This is a genomic window from Thermodesulfobacteriota bacterium (assembly GCA_035559815.1).
GTDB lineage: Bacteria > Desulfobacterota_D > UBA1144 > Nemesobacterales > CSP1-2 > DATMAT01.
Map to the genome: position 1 here is coordinate 19,774 of DATMAT010000025.1, position 22,295 is coordinate 42,068.

At 45.4% G+C, this 22,295-nt stretch carries 18 protein-coding genes and 1 pseudogene; 9 read left to right on the forward strand and 10 right to left on the reverse strand.

Features of this window, described 5'->3' with window-relative positions; all coding sequences use genetic code 11:
* Nucleotides 1-826: 826 nt before the first annotated feature.
* From queA to VNN20_07655, 6 genes are all read right to left on the reverse strand, one after another.
* Nucleotides 827-1,873, reverse strand: coding sequence for a tRNA preQ1(34) S-adenosylmethionine ribosyltransferase-isomerase QueA (queA, locus tag VNN20_07630; protein HWP92051.1), 1,047 nt, complete (start codon nucleotides 1,871-1,873; stop codon nucleotides 827-829).
* 89 nt (nucleotides 1,874-1,962) lie between these two features.
* A complete protein-coding gene (locus VNN20_07635) occupies nucleotides 1,963-3,165 on the reverse strand; it encodes an argininosuccinate synthase (GenBank protein HWP92052.1) in 1,203 nt (400 codons plus the stop codon).
* Between the two features lie 127 nt (nucleotides 3,166-3,292).
* Entirely contained in the window at nucleotides 3,293-3,721 is a 429-nt protein-coding gene (locus VNN20_07640) for a hypothetical protein (GenBank protein HWP92053.1), read from the reverse strand.
* Between the two features lie 110 nt (nucleotides 3,722-3,831).
* Nucleotides 3,832-4,512 carry a peptidoglycan editing factor PgeF gene (gene pgeF, locus VNN20_07645; protein ID HWP92054.1) on the reverse strand — a complete coding sequence of 227 codons (681 nt, stop codon included), beginning with the start codon at nucleotides 4,510-4,512 and terminating at the stop codon, nucleotides 3,832-3,834.
* On the reverse strand, nucleotides 4,499-5,473 hold the full coding sequence (locus tag VNN20_07650) for an RluA family pseudouridine synthase (protein HWP92055.1): 975 nt from the start codon (nucleotides 5,471-5,473) through the stop codon (nucleotides 4,499-4,501). Before VNN20_07650 ends, pgeF begins: the two co-directional genes overlap by 14 nt.
* 25 nt (nucleotides 5,474-5,498) lie before the next feature.
* Nucleotides 5,499-6,605, reverse strand: coding sequence for a hypothetical protein (locus tag VNN20_07655; protein HWP92056.1), 1,107 nt, complete (start codon nucleotides 6,603-6,605; stop codon nucleotides 5,499-5,501).
* Between the two features lie 230 nt (nucleotides 6,606-6,835).
* Here VNN20_07655 and VNN20_07660 point away from each other — a divergent pair, with 230 nt between their 5' ends.
* Complete coding sequence (locus VNN20_07660; GenBank protein HWP92057.1) at nucleotides 6,836-7,300, forward strand: hypothetical protein; 465 nt, start codon at nucleotides 6,836-6,838, stop codon at nucleotides 7,298-7,300.
* A gap of 113 nt (nucleotides 7,301-7,413) precedes the next feature.
* Complete coding sequence (locus tag VNN20_07665) at nucleotides 7,414-10,593, forward strand: PAS domain S-box protein (GenBank protein ID HWP92058.1); 3,180 nt, start codon at nucleotides 7,414-7,416, stop codon at nucleotides 10,591-10,593.
* A gap of 7 nt (nucleotides 10,594-10,600) precedes the next feature.
* Here VNN20_07665 and VNN20_07670 read toward each other — a convergent pair whose 3' ends face one another.
* Complete coding sequence (locus tag VNN20_07670) at nucleotides 10,601-11,371, reverse strand: SAM-dependent chlorinase/fluorinase (protein ID HWP92059.1); 771 nt, start codon at nucleotides 11,369-11,371, stop codon at nucleotides 10,601-10,603.
* A 180-nt stretch (nucleotides 11,372-11,551) separates the two neighbouring features.
* Here VNN20_07670 and VNN20_07675 point away from each other — a divergent pair, with 180 nt between their 5' ends.
* Both VNN20_07675 and VNN20_07680 read left to right on the forward strand, forming a co-directional pair.
* Complete coding sequence (locus tag VNN20_07675; protein ID HWP92060.1) at nucleotides 11,552-12,301, forward strand: MBL fold metallo-hydrolase; 750 nt, start codon at nucleotides 11,552-11,554, stop codon at nucleotides 12,299-12,301.
* An 86-nt stretch (nucleotides 12,302-12,387) separates the two neighbouring features.
* Entirely contained in the window at nucleotides 12,388-13,269 is an 882-nt protein-coding gene (locus tag VNN20_07680; GenBank protein ID HWP92061.1) for a nitroreductase family protein, read from the forward strand.
* Nucleotides 13,270-13,357: 88 nt separating this feature from the next.
* Here the strand turns inward: VNN20_07680 and VNN20_07685 are convergent, their stop codons facing one another.
* From VNN20_07685 to VNN20_07695, 3 genes are all read right to left on the reverse strand, one after another.
* The gene (locus VNN20_07685; protein HWP92062.1) at nucleotides 13,358-14,479 is read right to left on the reverse strand and encodes a glycosyltransferase family 9 protein; all 1,122 of its coding nucleotides are present in this window, start codon (nucleotides 14,477-14,479) and stop codon (nucleotides 13,358-13,360) included.
* 323 nt (nucleotides 14,480-14,802) lie between these two features.
* Nucleotides 14,803-15,177, reverse strand: a complete 375-nt coding sequence (locus VNN20_07690) for a hypothetical protein (GenBank protein ID HWP92063.1) — start codon at nucleotides 15,175-15,177, stop codon at nucleotides 14,803-14,805.
* Nucleotides 15,174-16,358 (reverse strand): sigma-70 family RNA polymerase sigma factor, encoded by a 1,185-nt coding sequence (locus VNN20_07695; GenBank protein ID HWP92064.1) that lies wholly within the window; start codon nucleotides 16,356-16,358, stop codon nucleotides 15,174-15,176. Before VNN20_07695 ends, VNN20_07690 begins: the two co-directional genes overlap by 4 nt.
* Before the next feature lie 638 nt (nucleotides 16,359-16,996).
* Here VNN20_07695 and VNN20_07700 point away from each other — a divergent pair.
* The 5 genes and pseudogenes from VNN20_07700 (at nucleotide 16,997) to VNN20_07720 (ending at nucleotide 22,136) form a co-directional block, all read left to right on the forward strand.
* A pseudogene (locus VNN20_07700) lies at nucleotides 16,997-17,092 on the forward strand (zinc-ribbon domain-containing protein).
* A 12-nt stretch (nucleotides 17,093-17,104) separates the two neighbouring features.
* A complete protein-coding gene (locus VNN20_07705; GenBank protein ID HWP92065.1) occupies nucleotides 17,105-18,343 on the forward strand; it encodes a hypothetical protein in 1,239 nt (412 codons plus the stop codon).
* A gap of 418 nt (nucleotides 18,344-18,761) precedes the next feature.
* Nucleotides 18,762-20,939 carry a UvrD-helicase domain-containing protein gene (locus tag VNN20_07710; GenBank protein HWP92066.1) on the forward strand — a complete coding sequence of 726 codons (2,178 nt, stop codon included), beginning with the start codon at nucleotides 18,762-18,764 and terminating at the stop codon, nucleotides 20,937-20,939.
* Nucleotides 20,940-21,070: 131 nt separating this feature from the next.
* Nucleotides 21,071-21,610 carry a thioredoxin family protein gene (locus VNN20_07715; protein ID HWP92067.1) on the forward strand — a complete coding sequence of 180 codons (540 nt, stop codon included), beginning with the start codon at nucleotides 21,071-21,073 and terminating at the stop codon, nucleotides 21,608-21,610.
* A 232-nt stretch (nucleotides 21,611-21,842) separates the two neighbouring features.
* Entirely contained in the window at nucleotides 21,843-22,136 is a 294-nt protein-coding gene (locus VNN20_07720; protein ID HWP92068.1) for a DUF2103 domain-containing protein, read from the forward strand.
* Nucleotides 22,137-22,295 lie beyond the last annotated feature (159 nt).

Consider the following 22,295-nt stretch of genomic DNA (forward strand, 5'->3'; position numbering starts at 1 on the left):
CAGATCTATTTCGGGGAGATAACCTGAAGCGTTGATAAACCGAGTTCGCAGTTTTATGTCCAATTGTACTGAGTCCGCAGGCCGCTTCCATAACTTACTCTTAAGTTTATTACAGGGTGATTAAAATTAAATCAATAGTACTTTTATACTAGCACCAATGTACTCGTACTACATCTTTCTATCTTACTTTTATGCCTGAATAGATGTATGTATAAGGAATTAGTCGAAAGATACTCAGACTGAAAGTTCGCGGTCTACAAGCCAGGCCTTTTCATATTATTTTTTTACCGACACCCACTCCGACAATCAAGAGGGTTTTACAATATGAATTGACCTGACTTGATTTATTATTAAGCACCTAACTTTTCCAAAATAAGAGATTGCTTCACCGCAAAAAGAAAGGATAGAATTTTTTGAGGTGTTTCCCCTTCGACTCCGTCCTTCGTCAAGCCTGTCCTGAGGAAATCGAAGGGCTCAGGACGAACGGGTCTTTTATTCCTGATTAACAGCGGATGCTTGCATCCGCTCATCCTGAGCCCCGTCGAAGGATGCCAAATGTACTTATTCGGAACCCTATCTAGCTTGTCGAAGGGATAAATTCCACGAACGAAGCAATCCCATTTCTAAAAACTAATCTCATCAGGGCATACACGGCTTGGTTGAACGGATATGATTTGGACAGCATTTACACGAGAAAGATAAAAGAAAGCAGCCTGATTTGAGAAATGCCTTTTTATCCGCCTAAAAGCCTTGTTTAAAACGATGGATTTCTTGATTTTTTATTATTTTGAACAGCGGCGAATAAGACCACTTTTCATGAAAGGCTTCAAATTATTAGCATAGCATCGCCGTAGCTGAGGAATCTATATCCTTCCCTTTTGGCCTCTTCGTACGCCTTGAAAATAAGCTCTTTCCCGGCAAAAGCGGAAACAAGCATAAGGAGTGTGGAACGGGGGAGGTGAAAATTTGTGATTAAGGCATCGACTACCCGGAAACGAAACCCGGGGTAGATAAAAAGGTCCGTAGGTCCATTCTCTTTTCTTACCCTGCCCGTTTGATCCGCTGCCGATTCGAGGGTCCTCACCACAGTGGTCCCGACAGCAACTACCCTCCTGTGCTCGCTCTTGGCCTTATTCACGGCAAGAGCGGTCTCCTCCGGAATCTCCCTGTGTTCCGGGTGCATCTTGTGTTCACTAATATCATCTGTCTTGACCGGTCTAAAGGTTCCTACCCCTACGTGTAGCGTTACATAGCGAACTTCCACCCCGCTTCGGTGTATTTCATCAATAAGCTCTTTGGTGAAATGAAGGCCCGCCGTCGGGGCGGCTATGGCTCCATATTTCTCCGCATAAACGGTCTGGTAAGAAGCCCTGTCCCTATCTTCCGGTTCACGCTCGATGTAAGGGGGAAGAGGCATCCTGCCATATTGCTCTACATAATCATCGGCATTCACCTCATATTCAATCAACCACTCGTCTTTCCCATTCTTAAGAACCCGGCCCCTTAACCCTCCGTCGAATTCGACCGAAACACCTTGTTTGGGATTTCTCATAATCGCTTTCCATAGACGGGGATTTACCCTCTCGGTAAGTAGAACCTCGAACCTATCGCCGTTACTTAGCTTACCGAATAACCGGGCCGGTATGACCTTTGTGTCGTTAAGCACGAGGAGATCGCCCTTTTTCAGTAAGCCGGGCAACTGGTAAAACCTTCGATGTCCTATTTCTCCATCCCCTCTCCTTACAACCATCAACCGGGACTGTTCCCTCTTGGCAAGGGGATAGAAGGGTATCAACTCTTTAGGAAGGTGATAGTCAAAATCAGAGGTTTTCATGGATTTTATTCTACCTAAAACATTTTCCAAAGACGCCATAAATGGCCTCCCTATAACCACCGGTGCTCGCGAAAGCGCTCTTTTAGATTTTTCTGATATTGGGTGCATAAAGGTGTGCCGTTTAGCTATTACTCTTTCTGTAATAGGGTTTTGACCGCCAGCCTCAATGCATTAAGCCTGATGAATCCGGTTGCGTCTTTTTGATTGTATATTTTGTCCTCTTCGAATGTGGCCAGGTCCCTTTGGTATAGGGAAAAGGGAGAACGCCTTCCAGCGACCGATACATTTCCTTTATAAATTTTCATCCTGGCAGTACCGGTGACGTTCTTTTGTGATTCGTCTATGGCCGCTCTCAGCATGGACATCTCCGGGGAATACCAGAAGCCATAGTAAATAAGCTCGGCGTATTTGGGGGCTAGGGTATCTCTTAGATGCATGACCTCCCGGTCCATGGTGATAGATTCAACTGCTCTATGCGCTGAATGGAGTATCGTACCGCCGGGGGTTTCATATACCCCTCGGGACTTTATCCCCACAAACCGGTTTTCCACCATGTCCACCCTGCCTATCCCGTTCCTGCCTCCCATCTCGTTCAGCCGGTAGAGGAGTTCTACCGGCGAAAGCTCATGTCCGTCTATGCTTATGGGCACGCCCTTTTCAAAGTCTATGTCGATGTAGGTCGGTCTATCCGGAGCCTTCTCCGGAGAAACGGTCATCTCAAACATTTCTTCGGGCGGCTCGTCCCACGGGTCTTCCAGGATTCCTCCCTCATAACTGGTATGAAGCAAATTCCTGTCACAGCTATACGGTTTTTTAGGAGTCACCGGGACGGGAATACCGTGTCTCTGGGCGTAGGAAACGAGGTCTCCCCTCGATTTCAAATCCCACTCCCGCCAGGGAGCTATGACCCGGATGTTAGGCTCGAGCGCATAGTATGTAAGCTCGAACCTTACCTGGTCATTTCCCTTGCCGGTAGCACCATGTGCCACCGCATCAGCATGCTCTTTCTTGGCAATCTCGATTTGTTTCTTTGCAATCAACGGACGCGCTATGGAGGTTCCCAGGAGGTAATCGCCTTCATAAACCGCATTTGCCTTGAGTGCGGAGAAAACGAAATCCCTGACGAATTCTTCTCTCAGGTCCTCGACATACACCTTGCTTGCACCCGTTTTTAATGCTTTTTCTCTTACTTCCTCCAAATCCTCTCCCTGGCCGAGGTCGGCAACAAAGGCTACTACATGAGCCTTGTACTCCTCGATAAGCCACCTTAGTATCACCGAGGTATCGAGACCACCAGAGTAAGCCAGTACTATCTTATTTATCTTTGCCATTTAAAAAGCTCCGTTCCAAGCTGGGATTTATCCAATCGAATGAAAGATATCAAATCCAAAATCGTAAATTCCAAAAAATACCCGATAAACCCTGAATTCTAAATTTGATATTTGGTCACTGGTGTTTTCACTTAGACTTGCTGCCCCTAAGGTCAAAGAGATAAAACGTAGCGCCTTTATTTTCATAAAACTTCTCCAAAGAAAACCCTACGTACTCCAGCCTTTCGTTATCGTCTCCCATATAAGAGGCCCTCTTGACCTCATCGGATAGCTTGCAAACAACCGGGATATCGTCAGACAGACGGTCATTACACACAAAGTTAAGCTGGAACTCGCCGTCCACGGAAAAACCGGGGGGAAGGGCAAACCCCACTGCCAAATTAGCGTTGATCAATTCAACAACCATGAGCTTTACCACGCTTCCTCCGCCCGAAGTTTCCCCTCCGCCCTCCACTTCAAACATGTAACCATAGTAGTTAACCGGTATGTTTTTCTCTCCTAGGGAATTGAGATACCAGTAATCCTCTGAATTTACCCAGCACATAATCTGTAGCATTTTTACCCTCCGCAAGTTTAATCATGAGCTAAGAGCGAACACTTTTTCAACTCCTAACCCTTGGTCATTCACTAGTTAGAATGATAATAATAACATGTTTATCCCCGAGACTAAACCAAGCCGATAATGCTGAGCTGGGAGCCCACCATTTTGCCGTCTCTCCGGTAGGAGTGGAAATTATTATTGCACTTGGTGCATATACTCATTACCTCTATATTCTTTACTCCCTCTTCAAGGAGTAAAAGCCTATTTATTTCCTTAAGGTCGAGTGTGTATTTGGAATTGCCTTTCTCGAAGAGATAACGCTGATTATCCTTGAACTTCTCCATAAACGGTGAGGCCACGTCCTCACCAACCTCATAACAGCAGTTTCCGATAGATGGTCCCAATACCACATGAACCCTCGAAGGATCAGCCCCAAAATGCCGGCGCATCTCCTGGAGGGTCTTTTGAGAAAGCTGATAGAGCGTTCCCCGCCATCCGGCATGCACAACTGCTACGCAAGATGCGCGTTCGTCAACCAGAAGAATAGGCACGCAATCCGCGGTAAAAACCCCTATGCCCATTCCTTTCTGCCCGGTTATAATCGCATCCCCCTTCGTTCCCGGCTCTTCTTTGAACCCGTCTTTTAGTACGATAACATCGGCGCTGTGAACCTGAGCCATGGTAAAAACGGTGCCGAGTCCGAAATTTCTAGCCGTCTCCTCCAAATCACCGTTAAACTGACGATCAGAAAAGCCATGCACGACAAACCTAAAATTGGATAAAGTATCGGACCTAAACCATACCATTTTTGGCTATATCTTGTCCTTCCAGAAGATTAATTGCCTCCTTCATATCGTCAGGAAGAGGGGCATTAAACTGTACCTCCTCTCCGCTCCGGGGATGCTTGAACGAGAGCATCTCTGCATGGAGTGCCTGCCTTCCCAGGGTTCTGGAGATAGCTTCCAGATGAGCAGATTTATGCTTTTTTAGACCGTAAACCTTATCCCCCAGGATCGGATGGCCGTTTTCCGAAAAATGAACCCTTATTTGATGCGTCCTTCCGGTCCTGGGCTCGGCTTCGACCAGGGTTGCCCCATTATATCTCCTGATGACCTTCCATACCGTATGAGCCTCTCTTCCTGCCCTTGCCGCCGAGGACATCCTCTTCCTGTCGATCGGGTGCCTTCCTATAGAAGAGGTGAAGGAACCGGCTTCCTCTTTGACATTGCTCAATACCAAAGCCAAATACCTTTTCTTGACACTTCTCCGCTTGAACTGCTCGATTAAGGACTGATGGGCAAAATCGTTCTTGGCTACGACCATAACCCCCGAGGTCTCCTTGTCCAATCTGTGTACTATACCCGGCCTAATCTTGCCCCCGATCCCGGAGAGCCCTTTGCATTTGTATAAGAGCGCGTTCACCAAGGTCCCGCTCTTCACCCCGGCTCCCGGATGCACGGTCATTCCGGCCGATTTGTTAACCACTACGATATCATCGTCCTCATACAATATCTCTATGGGTATATTCTCTGGTTCTGCTTCTATGGGCTCCGGTGGAAGCAAGGTTATAGAGGCGGTCTCGCCTCCGCTCAGTTTCTTTGACGGCTTTATCGCCTCTCCGTCCACCAAGATAAACCTCTCTTCTATAAGCTTCCTTACTTGTGAACGGGTCAGGCTGGGAATTATATGGGAGAAAGCAACGTCCGCTCTCATGCCGGAAAAAACTAAAGGTATTTCCAATATCTCCTTCTCAGCTTCCCTTTTCATGATTAGCCTCTATCTCCCCCCACCCTTAATCTTTTTCGTCTTTCCTCTTTTCCTGCATTATCCTCTTGGCAGTACTGGTAATAACCCCGGGAAGATTTTTATTCCATAAAAGAGCACGGACTTCCCTATCCCTTAAATGCCGAATAAGGTGGAGAGAAACGTGGGACGGCGTCTTAGGATTATTTACCAAAGCCACCTTCACCTGATAAATCTTAGCCCATTTGCGCGACATGGAGATTTCCCGAAGTATGTCCTCATCGACGGTCTTTGACTGGGCTATGTTTATTATCTCCATGTCGGTAAGGCGTGGATTTTTGAGCACTGCACCGGCTACTATCCGGTTTGGGTCTCTAACCAAGATCGTCCGTGCCTCCCGGTTCCCCAAGATCGCTAGCTTAACCCTCTCGGCTATATTCATCTGTTTTATAGTATGGAGTAAACTCTCCCGCCTAGCCTCCCCTATATCTTCTTCGCTTTCTTCCACCAAGTCATCCGAAAAGCCAATGTCATCCAAGAACGATGACTGGACATCATCGATTATGGCTGATCCAGCTTCTTCATCGGATTCTTCGGGGACATCCGGGGCTTCACCATCTATTCTCAGGAACTCCGGGATTACCCCTTTCTTGTCCAGATAAAGACGAAAGAAGGAAATTACCCGGTCAAGCGTCGAGCGGCTGATAGTAGGATTCTTGCTGAGCGCTTCGACGATCTCCGCCGAACGAAGGATTCGCTCCTGGTTGTTAGCTATAAGGTCTAGGAGCGATTGTATATGAGTCGCTTCTGCCAGATAGGCTATCGTGGCATCACTCGTAGAAAAGTTTAATATTATTTTTTGCAGTAAGGTTTCGCTCTCCGTACTTCTGGCGATATAATCGAGAAGCTCACTCGGCGATGATGAATCGGCCAGCACACCCACCATGACGCTTTCCGGAATGGATTTCAGGGACTTTGCCGCCTCCTCGCTTATCTCTTCATCCTCATCCTGAGTGAGGCCGTATAGGACGAACGCAAGGTCTTTTGGTGGGATCGGTACGACGCCCTGCGCAGCCATGAGACGCATTTCTCTGGGAAGGGAAGGGTCTATGAATTTCTTTATGGATTCGGGAATCTTTTCCAGAAAACTTTTCATCAGGGGTAAGGTTTATTTTAAGTAAAAACAACCCTGTATACAAGCTTCCCCGAATTGCCAAACCCCTGACGAAATTTGTTATTGAAGGCTATCCATGGCACCCGTACCCTAGGAAAATTGCTGTGTTTTAAATTAGTTAAGGCCGGAAATATTTATGGCATATTTTTTGCGATTAAGGCTAGGGGTGATCGGAGCTTAGTTTGCTGGCACATTTCCTGTAGAGGAATGATATGAAACGTCGAGTAGAGAGTTATAAGCTTAGGAGAGAAAAAATGAAGAACTACGCCATGGGTCTTGCAGAGAAGGACTATTCAAAATCAAATGAAGTAACACTAAAATGGAGCGAGGTGCTCGAAAGCGCCTTTGATTACTATTACGCTGAATACATCCCGGCCTGGGCTTTGAATGAAACTTCGTTCAATAACTGCGGTGATAAGCTTTTCATCTCCAAAAAAAGCAATGAGTGGGTAAGCTGGGAGAAAATCGCCGAGTCGGAGCGGCCGGATATAGCAACGCTGTTCGACCTCCTGCCCGATCTCCCCGGAGACGACCAATACCGGCAAATTCTCCGGGAAATCCGGAACTCCGGGATAGAAGAACCCGAGGACTATTTCTGGGAAAACATGTTTTCCTACAAACAGGCAAACGAAGTTAAGATCAATGGAAAGAAGTATAGAATCGAGTGGGAAGCATAGCCCGGGATAACTATCTACCAGCACAATCCAGAGTCTAACGCAAAGATTTAGTGAATATCTGGAAATTCTAGTTAGATCATTACAGGACGAAGGAAATCCCCGACGAGCCCGGCATGGCTGGATTATATAAAGAGCTATTCGATAAGATTTTTCGGGAATCGCTGGATGTGGTCGCCATTGTCGACCCGGCCAGCGGAAACGTAATAAGAATCAACAACGCCGTCCGTTATAGCCTGGGATACGGCATAGAGGACCTTGTTGGAAAAAACCTCTCTGTGCTTTTCTCTAAAGAAAGCTCGCCGAAAATACAAAACTGGCTTGAAGAAACCAAGAACCATGGGCCGGTATTCACAGAAGAAAACCTAATCCGCGCCGATGGCTCAACTTATCCCATGAAATTAACCACCACACTTACACCCTGGGATGAAGGTGACGCTATCCTGGTAACCTTTCGGGATGTAGTAGGAGAAAGACGAAATGAGGAGGTATTGAGGCGCAGTGAACATCTTCTTGAGAACTCTTTCGAGCTTATCACCATTCTTGGCCCGGACGGAGCATACCGATACGCCAGTCCTTCATACAAACAGATATCGGGATACGAGCCCGAAGAATTATCAGACCAGGACTTCTTCCGGTTTATTCACACGGAGGATGTGAGTCGGCTTTGTGCTAGTCTTGACAGTTTGCAAGCAGACCACGGAGTTAACCATACTGCTGAATTTCGCTTCAAACGTAAGGACGGCTTATGGGCTTACCTTGAATCCCGAATGAAGACCCTTCCCGGTGAATCCGAAGAGGCAATCACAATCATTATTGCCCGTGACCTGACCGAACTTAAGCAAGCGGAAAAAGCCTTTTTGGAAAACCTGACACAGCTATCCAAAAAGAACCGCTATGAAACCATAATCAATTCCGTAACCCAAAGCGTACACCAATCAATAAACCTGCAAGAAGTCCTGGAAAACGCCGCCGACTCCATGAGTAGGAACATACAGGGCGCCGATTTTGTAGCCATTTACCTGGTCGAAGGAGCAACCCAATCGACCGGAGTTAATCAAGCTCCAGACTCACCACAGGCAGTTTTAAAAGCTTACCGAGGCTATCCCGATTGGTTTATCGAACGGGTAAGAAGGATACCCTATCCCAAAGACTTTACCTGGAAAACCATAATTAGTGGAGCGCTCAGATACTGTGCGGATGCCGAAACAGATACGGTAATAGGCCCGGCTGGAAGGGAGGTGGGAACCAAAAGCTACGTATCGATGCCTATACGTTTAAAAAACGAGGTCATCGGCGTGATAAACATAAACTCTTTGGAAAAGAACTCATTCGACGAAGAGGAGCTTAAGCTCGTAGAGGGCGTCGCCAGACAGATAGAGGTAGCTATCAAGAATGCTCAACAGGCCGAGGAATTACGTCAATCAGAGGAGCGTTACCACACCCTATTCGACCAGTCCCCGGTCGGCGTATACATCTTCGACAGAGATTTCACCATAACCCATTGCAATAAAAAAATGGTTCAAATTCTCCAATCTTCCTACGACAGAATCATAGGTACGGACATGCGAAGGCTATGCGACCACCGTGTCCAAGCAGTATTGGATACGGTCTTAGCGGGAGAAAGCGTAACATACGAAGGGTCTTACGTAGGAACCACCACGCCGGCCAAACTATGGGTGTCAAAACGGCTCTCTCCGCTCCGGGATTCAAAGGGAAAGGTCATCGGCGGGATGGCGGTGGTGGAAGACATAACCGAGCGCAAGCGGGCAGAGGAAGAGCTCCTTAAGTCTCAGGCCAAGTATGCTGACCTCTTCGAGAATGCTAACGATATGATTTTTACCTTCGACCTTTCCGGCAATCTTACCTCGGCCAATCGCGTGGCCTTCACCACCCTGGGTTACGACCTGGAAGATGTTTCCAAAAGCAACTTGTCCGAGATACTCACTCCTGAGGGCTTTAGGTTTGCTCTCGACATGCTCCAAAATGCGATCATACGGAAATCAGACCTGACCGAGTTACAACCCTGGGAATTAGAGGCGGTCAAGAAAGACGGAAGCAAACTCTCTCTTGAGGTGCGTACCAGGCTCATTTGGGAAGGAGAGAAAATAGTCGGGGTACAGGGCATTGCCCGGGATGTTACCGAGAGAAAGAAAATGCAAGAAGAAATAGTGAAAGCCCAGAAATTGGAGTCCCTGGGCATTCTTGCCGGCGGTATAGCCCACGATTTTAATAATCTTCTTACTTCCATTCTGGGTAACATCTCCCTTGCCAAGATGTACGCCAATCCGAACGATAAAGGATACAAGAGACTTTCCGAGGCGGAAAAGGCCTGTATCAGGACGAGGGATTTAACCCAGCAATTGCTCACGTTTTCCCGGGGTGGAGCACCGGTGAAAAGGGTAGTATCATCACTCGGCGAGATAATTAAAGACTCGGCCAGCTTCGCGGTAAGCGGGTCAAAGGTCAAATGTGAATTCGTTATAGAAGAAAAGCTATGGCCGGTGGAGGTTGACCAGGGACAGATAAGTCAGGTTATGAACAACCTGGTAATAAATGCCGACCAGGCTATGCCAAAGGGAGGGGTAATAAAGATAAAAGTAGAGAACGCTGTACTGGAAAAGGATGAAACCCCACATCTAATGCCAGGACGCTACGTAAAGATAACTATAGAGGACAGCGGGGTGGGAATACCGGAAGAGCTTTTAACCAGGATCTTTGACCCCTATTTTACGACGAAGCAAAGGGGGAGCGGTCTTGGGCTTGCCACCGTTTACTCGATAATTAAGAATCACGATGGGTACGTGGGGGTGGAATCAAGATTAGGGGTGGGAACAAGGTTCAAAGTATATATCCCGGCAAAGGAGGGAGGAGCATCAACCGAGTCAGAAGCTCAGGAATCCCTCAAAAGGGGCAAAGGAAGGGTTTTGGTAGTCGACGACGTGGATATTGTGAGGGAGACTGCCGGAGAAATACTGTCGCACCTGGGATATGAGGTAGATTATGCCAAGAACGGCAATGAGGTAATCGAGAAATACGCCCGGTCGAGAGAAAATGGAAAGCCAATCGATACGGTTATAATTGACTTGAACATACCCGGAGAGATCGGCGGCCAGGAAGCTATCCAGAAGCTCCTGGACAAATATCCGGGTGTTAAAGCCATAGTATCTACAGGATATTCAAACGACCCGATATTATCCGATTACGGCAAGTATGGATTCAGGGGCGTAATCAGCAAGCCATATAAAATAGAGGAGCTAGGCGACATCGTGTACGAAGTAATCAATGGTAATTAATACATCTTCATTCTTCATTCTTCACTCTTAAAGTTTCATTCATCCCAATCACATCAGAAGCCCTGCCCTGGTTTATAGATATCTCCAGGAAACCGGAGCTACCGATTATGGCCAGGAGTTCACCCTTGGAAACATCTGAATACGACTTAGAAACTCCTTCGACTACCCTTTGCCCAATATGGATTTTCGATTTTCCTTTTATAAGATTGGACGGTATATTCGTAACCAGATTGCCAAAAGAGTCTACATGAATAAACTCACCGATTATTTCCCCCCTCCGAACCACCGGCTCCTTAATTTCAAGCCTAACCGGTTTCCCAACCTTCTTTCCCAAGTCTTCGACCGGAACCCCCAAAGAAAGATGAGCCGCGGCAGGAGCGAATATGTCCCTTCCGTGAAAGGTATTGCTTATCCGGGATAAAACGTATTTTGAATCGGTTATCTGGTAAGCGCGATACCTCTTTGATAGGGCATAAACAAAGGTAAATAGCCCATTATCCGGCCCGATAAAAAAGTGTCCGTCGGCTTCCACGGCTATCGGTTTTCTTTTACTTCCCACACCCGGGTCAACCACTACAACATGGATTGTCCCTACTGGGAAATAACGGTAAAAGTTCATCAGTGTGAATGCCGCATCGAAGATGCTATGTGGCGGTATTTCGTGGGTGATATCCGTGGGGATAGCGTCGGGATTTATGGAGAGAATAACCCCCTTCATCGCACCGACGTAGTAGTCTTTTAAACCGAAGTCAGTAGTAAGGGTTATTATGCGTCCCATCGGTAACACCTTTTTACCTGAGAAAGCATTTAGTTGCAAAAATTGTTCACAAACCAGAAAAGGCCGCCCTTCACTGAACAAACTGAGTAAGTTCGTCAAGAAAGAACGAAGGGATACTTAGTTGATAAATTAGCCTTACTCCGCTTGGGCTGCAGATTAAAGATCATGTAAATTACATACATGAAGCTCTACATACTCGGCTCGGGCACCTGTGTTCCTTATGAAAGAAGAGGCTCCTCTGGCTATGCATTAAGACTCCCCAAATCAACCCTTCTGCTCGACTGCGGAAACGGCACTACCTGGAAACTCGAAAAAGCGGGCATAAATTATCTGGATATCGACCATATATTCCTATCCCACTTCCATCCCGACCATACTGCCGACCTGATTCCATTTTTATTCGCTACGAAATACACCCAAAGCTCTCAAAGGGTAAAACAACTTCATATCTGGGGAGCGGAGGGCTTTTTAAACTTTTTCTCGGCACTGAAAGAGGCCTATAACGGCTGGATCACCCCTGATTGCCTGAATGTATCAGAAATTAAAGAGGGGGCTATAGAATTTCGGGACTTCCGAGTAATCGTGAGGAAAACCGTTCATATTGAAAGCAGCCTCGCCTATAGAATCGAATCCGAGGGCAAGTCCCTGGTTTATTCCGGCGACACCGATTATTCGGAATCTTTAATCGAACTGGCAAAAGGCGCCGATGCACTAATCCTGGAATGCTCCGCACCGGACCAAAAATCAAAGGTTAAAGGCCACCTTACCCCTGACGAGGTTACCAAAATAGCAAATGAGGCCAGAGTAAAAAGGCTTATCATCACCCATTTGTATCCCGTCTGCGACGAAAATAAGGTGATAGAAAAAATTAGAAGAAAAACAGCAGTTGAAACAATCCTGGCTGAGGATTTAATGGAAATCAAAATCTAGAATAGAGACCGGCAAATGTGTATCCTAATACTCCCTTGACAATAAAACCGAACACTGTTTTAATTGGGAAAAAGGAGGTACATAAAATGGAACTTTTTGAAGCAATAGGGGCAAGAAGAAGTATAAGGTTTTTTAAGCCCTGGAAACCAGTAGAAGAATGGAAGATTCAGATGATGCTCCAGGCGGCGAGATATGCATCCTGCCAGGGGAATTGCGGCTCAACCGAAGCCATAGTGATCGACAAAAGCAAGTATCCCAAGGAAAAATTCGAACAGATCGTCGAGTGCGCATCGCTTTTTAATGAAATACATCTTCGTCAGGCTCCAATAGTCATCGCTTGGCTTCTGAATCTAGATGCCTGGTATAAGGAGTTGGTTCAATCTTTCGCCGTGCTTTTCCCGGCAAGAGCAATAACCGCAGCCCATGGTTGGACTTACAAACTTCTCACCGAGGTAACCTATCCCCGTCTAATGAGCTTCCCCCGTGAAAGAACGGAAGGCTTGTTGAGAATAGAAGCAGGCCAGGCAATAGCGCATTCAATGCTCGTAGCCACCGAACTTGGACTGGGTTGCTGTCTTCTGGCCACTGGAAGAAAGCCAGCGGAGTTTCCAAAGGTGTTGGGGACTCCAGATAACGTCGTGCCAATATGGCTTATGGCGGTAGGTTACCCACTTGAGTCTCCGGGGCAGAGACCGAGAAAGCGCTTTGACCGACTGTTTCACCTGAACCAATATGGAAACCCGCTGAAGGAAGACGAACAGGTTAGAGAGGAACTAAAAAAGAGGAAAATGATTCAGCCAATGGACCCGCTGCCGGGGCGAGAAGAAGAGCTTAAACACATATGCAGGATGTTCGGATATTCAGAGGATATGCCGGACATGCCCAAAGACCATATAAAAGCCCTGTATAGTGAAGATTCTCCCTATTACGGTGAGCTACCCCCAGGCCTCGAAGAAAGAGGGGTGTAGTAGCTTAATGCGGATTTCGGGATGCGGATTGGAGAGTTGAAATACCTTTTAATCCGCAATCCGAAATCCCAAATCCGAAATAAGCTACTCACTTCCGCTGATTCAACAAAAGGGTTAATACAGCTTCCTTGACCTCATTAACAGCTATATCATTCAGGCACTTGACACCATAAGGGCATTTCGGAGTGTAACCGAACTTGGTGCAAGGGCTACAGCGCAAATTCTTATTTATTACGATATGATTCTTGCCTATCGGGGCCCATTTCTTTTGAATCCCGGCGCCAAAAAGAGAAACCGTTGGGGTGCCAACACCGTAAGAAACGTGCATAAGTCCAGTATCGCCCGTAACAAACAAATCTAGAAGCGAGATTACCGCCGCTGTTTCCATGAGCGACGTCCGCCCGACAAAGCTGAGAAAGTTTTCCTTGCCCAGAATTTCTTCAAATCTTCTCTGATCATGGAGGTCGGACTTGCCGCCTACCAGCACTATTCCCAAGCCTTCGCCCAGAAGGTCTTTGGCAAGCTGGGCGAACCTATGTATCCCCCATTTTCTTTCTCGAACCGTTGCCCCGCCAAACATCCCGGCAATTGCCCTATTCTTTTTCCTCAACCCTTCTATTTCTGGTGCAACTTTAGAAATAATACTCGAATCGACCGGAATAAATGGCTCATCTCCATCAAAAGCGTATTTTTGCCCGGTTATGGACGATACCAGATTCAAGAAGCTATAAACCTCATAGTCACAATGGCTATAAGGGACGGCATGGCTAAAAAGCTCAGCCCTTTCGTTGGTAGCAAATCCCACTCTCACTGGCGCGCCAGTTAAATAAGAGATAGCGGAGGTCAGGCGGTGCCACTGCTCGGTGTCGATAACCATGTCGTATTTTATCTTGAGAACATTAAGAAGCTCGATTGGGGGTTTAAAATCATACCGGAATAATCCATCGATGTATGGACAGGGGTACAAGATACCGTAGTTCCTCTTCTCCGCTAGTATATTTATTTCCGCATTAGGGAAACCCTCCTTAAGTACCTTTAGAGCGGGGTAAAGAAGGACGGCATCCCCTATCCCTCCAGGTCGGATTACCAGGACTTTTGGCTGCTGGTTATCGGTTTCTTTTCTAGGTGTAACAGTCAGTCTTGAGGCTGAGCAGGCCAATCTTCCGAACGTACTGTCGAGTCTCTTAAGGAATTCTATTTTCCAATTCACTTGTCGTATTAACCCGTTTGTTTGACCGCTATAGTGGATAACGATACTTATTGTCCTGATTGCCAGTCTTGAGGCAATTTATTCCTTATCCTGTTTATTCTTATCAGAACAAGGAAGGACTATACCTAAGATTGACCTGGTGACCCCATAGCTGTAGAAAGACAATCAAAGAATCAATTCTTTTAAATATAATGAAAATAGATTTTCCCGACAAAGCCATCTCCGCAAGCAATTATCGGGTTATAGTAGAACTTTTTCGCTGGATTTATAGGCTGAATGGAAGAAAGTTATGAAGAGAGGACTTTTACCTTGGCCCGGTAATCTTATTTCCTGAGCCAATCAAGAAATTCCCCATAGGAGTAAAAATGATAATCGGGCCCATATCCAGAAGAGGGGATTCTTATTTTAGCTATTTCCTTCTCCAGCCTCTCAAACAAGTCCTGAGGCTTGATGTCTTTAAACTCGGAGACACCCCAAGGTTTAAACAAACCATCATCTTCCCTCACATTTATATGGCCATTTGCGAATAGGGAAATGTAGTTCCTTCTGTTCTTGAAATAGAAAAAGACCTTCCCGTTCGGTTCTCTTCTTTTTAAGAGCATTGCTACATACTTCGGGTTATAATCATTCCGAGCATGCCCTTCATCCTCAGGCTCGGCAAATATATAGTGAAAATGATGAATGAGCTGACCTATCATTCTATAAAATCCTTGAGTAGCGTGCCTATTTCCAGTTGTTTGAGTTTCCTGAGGGCACGTCTCTCGATCTGTCTTATCCGCTCCCTGGTTAGTCGGTAATGATTTCCAATCTCGTCGAGCGTGTACGAATTATCATAGCCGATTCCGAATCGCATCCTTAGAATTTCTTCTTCCCGGTCGTTCAAGCTGGAAAGGGCTTCCTCTATTTTTTCACTCATAGTTGCTTTAGCTATGAGCGAGTCGGTGGATAGACCGTTGTCCGGAATAAAATCTATGAGTGCGGTACGGTCATCTTCCAAGCTCGGGCTGGGCGCATCCAGGTATATCATGCTGGTAGTGGTTGCGTTCATAACCTTCTTCACCTTCTGGACGGAGAGCCCGGATTCTTGGGCGATTTCATCTATATTTGGAATCTCGCCATTCTCATTCTGTAGCATTGTCGTGGTCTTATAAACTTTATTTGCTTGTTCCAGCACTCTAATCGGCACCCGAATAACCCTGGTCTGGTCGAAAAGAGAACGGGAGATACTCTGGATTATCCACCATGAAGCGTATGTGGAAAACCGGTATCCCTTGGTATGGTCAAATTTCTCAACCGCCTTAATAAGCCCTATATTACCTTCCTGAATAAGGTCGGCTAACGGAAGTCCACGGCCCATATACTTCTTAGCTATGCTTATAACTAACCGGAGGTTAGCTTTAACAAACCTATCTTTAAACGATTTTGCTTTCTTCGAATAGGCCCTCTCCATAGCCGTCAGCCTCAGCAGCCTCATTGGGGAAATGGAGAGGTGATTCGTAGTCCTTTTAGCCGTATTTTTCCCCTTCCTGGAACACCCATTCCCAGAACAATTACAGTTCTTCTGGCTCCTGTTCTTGTTATGAATTGTGATTTTGTCAATTAGTTCTTGTACCTCTTTTGTTTTGGCCTCGTATTTTTTTATCTTAATAGAAATTTCCACCTCATCGTTCGGGCTGAGGAGGTTTTCGTTTCCCACTTCCTTAAAATAGGATTGCAGAATACGGTAATCGTCTTCAGACACCACTTTATGGCCATTGCCATTTGCAGAGCCATTTCCTTCTTTGGTGGCCGTCTCACTCTGATTGATCAAGGCATCCTCTTCCACCAAATTTTCGATCGAGAACATGTCAAGCGCTTCTACCAGGTTTTCTTGAGCCATTTTGCGCACCTCCAATTAAATTTAGGGCAATATTCGTGCCATAATTGACCCTGCTATAACTTTTTGAAATCACTTTAAAAATTGTGATGTCCCTCGGTTTATGAGGCGTTTTACGGTAGTGAATCAGGAATTTGTGACAAAATTTGTTAATGGTACCCCAATCCCCTCGGTTGTCGCAAGCAAATATTAGTTTTTCTCGAAGAATATGCATCAGAATTATTCACTGGGCCGAATCAACATTTCCCAGTGGAGTAGGCTTACTGATGGTAGGTCCGGAGCACTTTCCAATCCCGGTAAACGATCAGTTTTTATCAAGAAGAGAATGACCAATTCGTAGATAGAACAGGATTGTTACCAAATCCTTGCTCAAATGCCGGGAGTAAGGAGGTCAAGTAGAACTCGGAGAAACTGTTTTCGACATGCCCGCTTTCAACACTGACACTAAAGTACCAATCCCAATCGGGGAGAAATCAATTAAGGCAGACGTTTTTCCACTCGCACTTTGCAAAAACAACTTTGGGCGCCTATATTGACTTAAAGATAAGAAAGCATAAACTTTTGCTTAGAGCGTGGGAGCATACGAGCGCCAAATAAAGACAACCTCCGTAACTTTCCTCAAACATTAAAAGAACACGATTATGATAATTCAATGTGAACGGTGTAACAGAAAATTTAAAATAGACGATTCGCTCATCAAGCCACCAGGAAGCAGAGTTAGATGTTCTAAGTGTGGAAACACCTTTTTCGTGGAAAAAAAGCAGGATGTAGAATCAAAGTCACCACCGGAAATAGAACAAGGCATAGGAAATGAATTCGAATATAGAGACAACCTTTCGAGCATTGATGGGGAAAAAATAAAGGCCTTTGAATCCAAAAGTTATTCCCTCGAGTTGGAAGAGGCCAAGGAGAGGCTGGATGATTCCTCCCCTTTGTCCCCCCTGCAAACTAAAGAACCAGAGACAGATATAAGTAAAGGGCCAACTGATGCTATTAATTGGGAGAAATTCGTCAGTATTACCAAGTCTAAAGCAGAAGAGGGAAGATTTAATATCGATGTAGAGAAAGACCCTGAAGTCGAAAGAAAGGGGGATCAATCCGGGTTTAACTGGTCAAAACTTTCCATAGACGACGAGCCCGAAGAATCCTTTGCCGAAACACCACAGCTATTTGATGAACCACAACAAGAGGAACATATTTCTTCAAGAGACTACGAACCAGTAAAGGAGGATATACCGAATATTGAATTCTCTTCAGCGACAACCGAACTGACAGTAGATAGAGAAAAGCTAATAACCGCTCCACAGGGAACCAGGTCGAGCTCTCATCGCTACAAACCACAACATAATCCGCACGCATTTACCGAGGAAGCCCTGCCCCGAAAGGAAGGTTTTATCGGTAGCGCTATAAAAAAACTGATTTATGCCTCATTCACCGTCTTGATCCTAGCCGTGATAATAGGGGCCGGAATGATAATATTGGCAAACAAGGGGTTAATTCCAAAAGAGAAGGTGAGCAAGGTTGGCGATATACTATCAGGGCTCCCGATAAAGCTTATTGAAGACCCCAGAAAGGATTTGATTGTATCTGATCTATCCGGCAAATGGCTAAGCACCAGGAATGGGCTTGTCTATGTAGTTTCCGGCAACATAACTAATCAATCCAAAAACATAGTAAACTACATCCGGATTAAAACCGAGTTTGCGAGCGGCGGGAAAAGTCTCTTTGAGAGGGTCGTATATGCCGGAAATACCTTCTCGGAAGACGAGCTCAAAATTTTGCCGTTAGACCAGATATGGCAAAGGCTAAGCCGAAAAAACGGGGACATAGATTTCAATAATCCTAACAAATTAGCCGGGCTCAATTATGGCATAGAACCCGGTGAGTCGGTTCCATTTTTCGCTATCTTCCCGTCAGAAAGTCAAATATTGGGGTTAAAGTACCGGGTCGAAGTGGAAGGGTTCGACAAATCGGTTTCTAGCCAATAAACCTCTTCGGATATCCAGTTATTTAGTTTAAAAGCATGTCGCCGGCTTAAGTGTAATTCTTACTAACATAGCCAGTAGACAACGGAACCATAACAACCATTTACAGAAGAAACAACATTAATTACCCGCTTTTTTCTTCTGGAATACACCCCTTTAATTAAAAACCTAATTTCTGACGGGGTCTCGTTTAATGAGTTATATTCTCTTTGCCATTCCGGTTCTTGACATATCTGAAATATAAGCTATAGTCGTTGCACAAGATTTTTCCCTCTACATAATTTAAAAATAGGCATAGAGTTTGGGGAATTATGTGCTAATGATGAGGTGCTGATGGAAAGAGAATAAATAAGGTTTGCCTTACTATTTCTCGCCATTTCAGGCCTTTATTTAATGTATTTTCCTCACAACGGAGGCTGTTATGCAATCTAATCTTTTGGATGAGCTTAACTCATCCCAAGCAGAGGCGGTTACCCATCCAGGTGGACCTGTGCTGGTTCTTGCTGGCGCCGGCTCCGGCAAGACCAGAATCATCACTCAGAGGATAGCTTTTCTGATAAAAGAAAAGGAAACTGCCCCCTTCAACATTCTCGCCGTTACCTTCACCAATAAAGCAGCAAATGAAATGAAGGAGAGGGTGCATCGCCTGGTAGCACGCGACGCCCGGGAACTGTGGATAGGAACGTTTCATTCCGTCTGCTTGAGGATATTAAAGAGGGAAATCGACAAGCTGGAAGGTCGTAGAAGAGATTTCATAATCTACGACGAGGTCGACCAGATTAAACTGATAAGGGAGTGCATGAACCAACTAGGTTTTAGCGACCGAGTTCTTGACCCCCGGTCAGTTCGCTCGCAAATAGACTGCGCCAAGAATAGAGGTCTTCATCCCGGCGATTTTGGGGCAAATATATACGACGAGAGAGTCTCAAGAATTTACCAAATATACGAAAGAGAGCTCAGGAGATTAAACTCGCTCGACTTCGGGGACCTGCTCGATTTTACGGTTACTCTGTTTGAAAAAAGACCGGATGTGCTGGAAAGATACCAGAAACAGTTCCATCACATATTGGTCGACGAATATCAAGATACGAATCATCTGCAGTATAAAATAGTCAAATTACTGTCCGGCAAATACCGAAATATCTTCGTAGTGGGGGACGATAATCAGTCCATATACGGCTGGCGCGGCGCAGATATAGGAAACATACTTCACTTCGAGAAGGATTTTCCCGACGCCAAGGTAATAAAACTGGAGAAGAACTACCGGTCTACCAAGAACATATTGAGGGCAGCAAATGCAGTAATTTTGAGAAACAGGTACAGGAGCGACAAAAGGCTCTGGACGGAAAATCAAGAAGGGGAGCTTATTACCTACTACGAAGCTCGTGATGAAAAAGACGAGGCCAAATATGTTGCCTCTCAGATACAAATGCAAATAGACAGTCATGGACGTTCTTATAGAGATTTTGCCGTTTTCTACAGGACAAATAGCCAATCCCGTCTGTTAGAAGAAGAGCTACTACATAGAGGAATTCCCTACACCATCGTAGGAGGAGTCGGGTTTTACGAAAGGACTGAAGTAAAAGACATTATGGCCTATCTTAGAGTAATTTCTAATCCCTCTGACGAGTTAAGCTTGAGACGTATAATAAACGTGCCCCCTCGAGGCATAGGAAAAAGTACCCTAGAAATTCTGGATAATATATCCAAGGAAAGGCAAATTTCATTGTTCGAAGCGCTTGAATTGGCTATCAGAGAAGAGCTTCTTCCCAAGAAGGCATCACAAAACCTGGATAAGTTTTATAAGCTCATCGGCGAGCTAGTAAAAATCTCTAGAAAGCAAAGCATAGGAAAACTCCTCCAGATAATCTTAGAGAAAACAAAATACTTAGAGATCCTGAACAAAGAAGATGAAAAGAAAAAAAACGTCGGAGAGATTTTGAATCTGGCAACAGAATTTGAGAATGAGGAGAAGCATAAAAGCATACACGATTTTCTGGACTGGGTTACCCTAGCCAGCGACGTCGACCAGGTAAGCGAGAAAGCAGACCAAGTCACCTTTATGACGTTACACTGCGCTAAGGGGCTCGAATTCCCGGTGGTATTCATCATAGGAATGGAAGAGAACCTCTTTCCTCACGCAAAATCACAGGGAAACGGTAAACTTATCGAAGAGGAAAGGCGACTCTGTTACGTGGGGATTACCCGGGCAATGGAGAAGATATATCTCACCAGCACCTCTAAAAGAAGGCTGTTTGGGCTAGAACAAAGATCAATCCCATCGAGATTCATATTGGAGATTCCCAGAAAACTCCTCCACTGGGAAAGCTACCAAATGAGGCAGACCGATGAAAGTTACGACTCTTATCACACCCTTGCCTCTACAAAGGCCGGTGTAAGTTTGAACCTGGATGGAAACGGCAACGGAATTCACAATAATGGTTATAGGATAGGAGAAAGAGTTATACACCCCTCGTTCGGACAAGGCATAGTAAAAAAGATAGAAGGTATAGGCAACGACACTAAAATGGTAATTTCATTTTCCAACCACGGTAATAAGAAGATCCTGGCAAGCTTTCTCGGACTGAGAAAGGCTTGATTCGGCACAGTATTAATCATGATACAAGATGCATGATAAATATGTTTTTTCGTGCATCGTGTATCTTGTACCCAGCATCAATTTATTAGTGAGACTTTGTGCTTATCGATAGCTTAACTTCAGGAGGTATCATGGGACAGGAACTAAAGATTGGCGATGTTGCCCCGGATTTTAACCTTCCCGGTGTCGACGGAAACGATCATTCCCTAGCCGATTTTAAGGATAAAAAAGTCGTAGTGGTTATATTTAGCTGCAATCACTGCCCCTACGTACAGGCTTATGAGGATAGAATTATTTCACTACAGGAGGAATTTAAGGAAAAAGGTGTTATTTTTATAGCAATAAATTCGAATGACGATAGAAACTACCCGGAGGACAGCTTCGACAATATGGTAAAAAGGGCAAAGAAGAAAGGATTTAACTTTCTCTACTTAAGAGACCAATCTCAAAAGATAGCCCATGCTTACGGAGCCAGTCACACCCCTCAGATATTCGTCTTCGATGAAAGAAGGAATCTACGCTACACCGGCAAGATCGACGACAACTGGAGAGAACCCGGTAAGGTAAGAGAACGCTATCTTAGGGACGCAATCCTGGCTTTGCTCGAAGAAAAAGAAATAAAGAACCCGGAAACACATGCCATCGGCTGTACTATAAAATGGGCAAGATAGTAATCACACTACCCTACTCTACCAATTCGTATTGAGCCATTTCTAATCATCGACTAGACAATAATATTCCATTGACTTCCTTAGTAACTTCATTCGAATAGAAGCGCACGCTTCACCAAGGATATATTGCTACATATTCCCGTCGCCATGTATGACCATCTTTCAAAGTTTGAAGCGCAGACCGATGTTTGTTAAATTCTTTGCATACTGACTGAATACCAAGAGTTACATCGTGAGACACCGTAAGCATAAAATAAAGCGCCAGCATAGCATGATAAAGGGATTGAAGGACTTTCTCGAGGGAAAGATCTCATCACTCGACTTCGTCGAAGGCATCATACCCGGAGAAATAAAGGTGGGCAGCGCCACCGGAGAGAACCTGGTCGTAAAATACAAGTACAGCACGGTGAGCGGCGCTAAGTTAATTGCCAGAAGCGGCTCCTCAATTCAGGAGGTGTTTGTCATAACCAGGTTTCCGGAGAGACTACGAGAGGTGATTGAAACCTCAGGTGAGCGGCCAGAATAAATGCCAAGTGTAACTAAAAAAACATACCAGCCAGCCCGTTTACTTATAAATCCTGAGAAGTGTGCAATATTCCCCCTCACTACTCACCTATGATTCTGGGTAAAGGAAATACCCACAAAAACCTTAAGAGTATAGGCGTAGAAAATTCGTAAGTCCAAA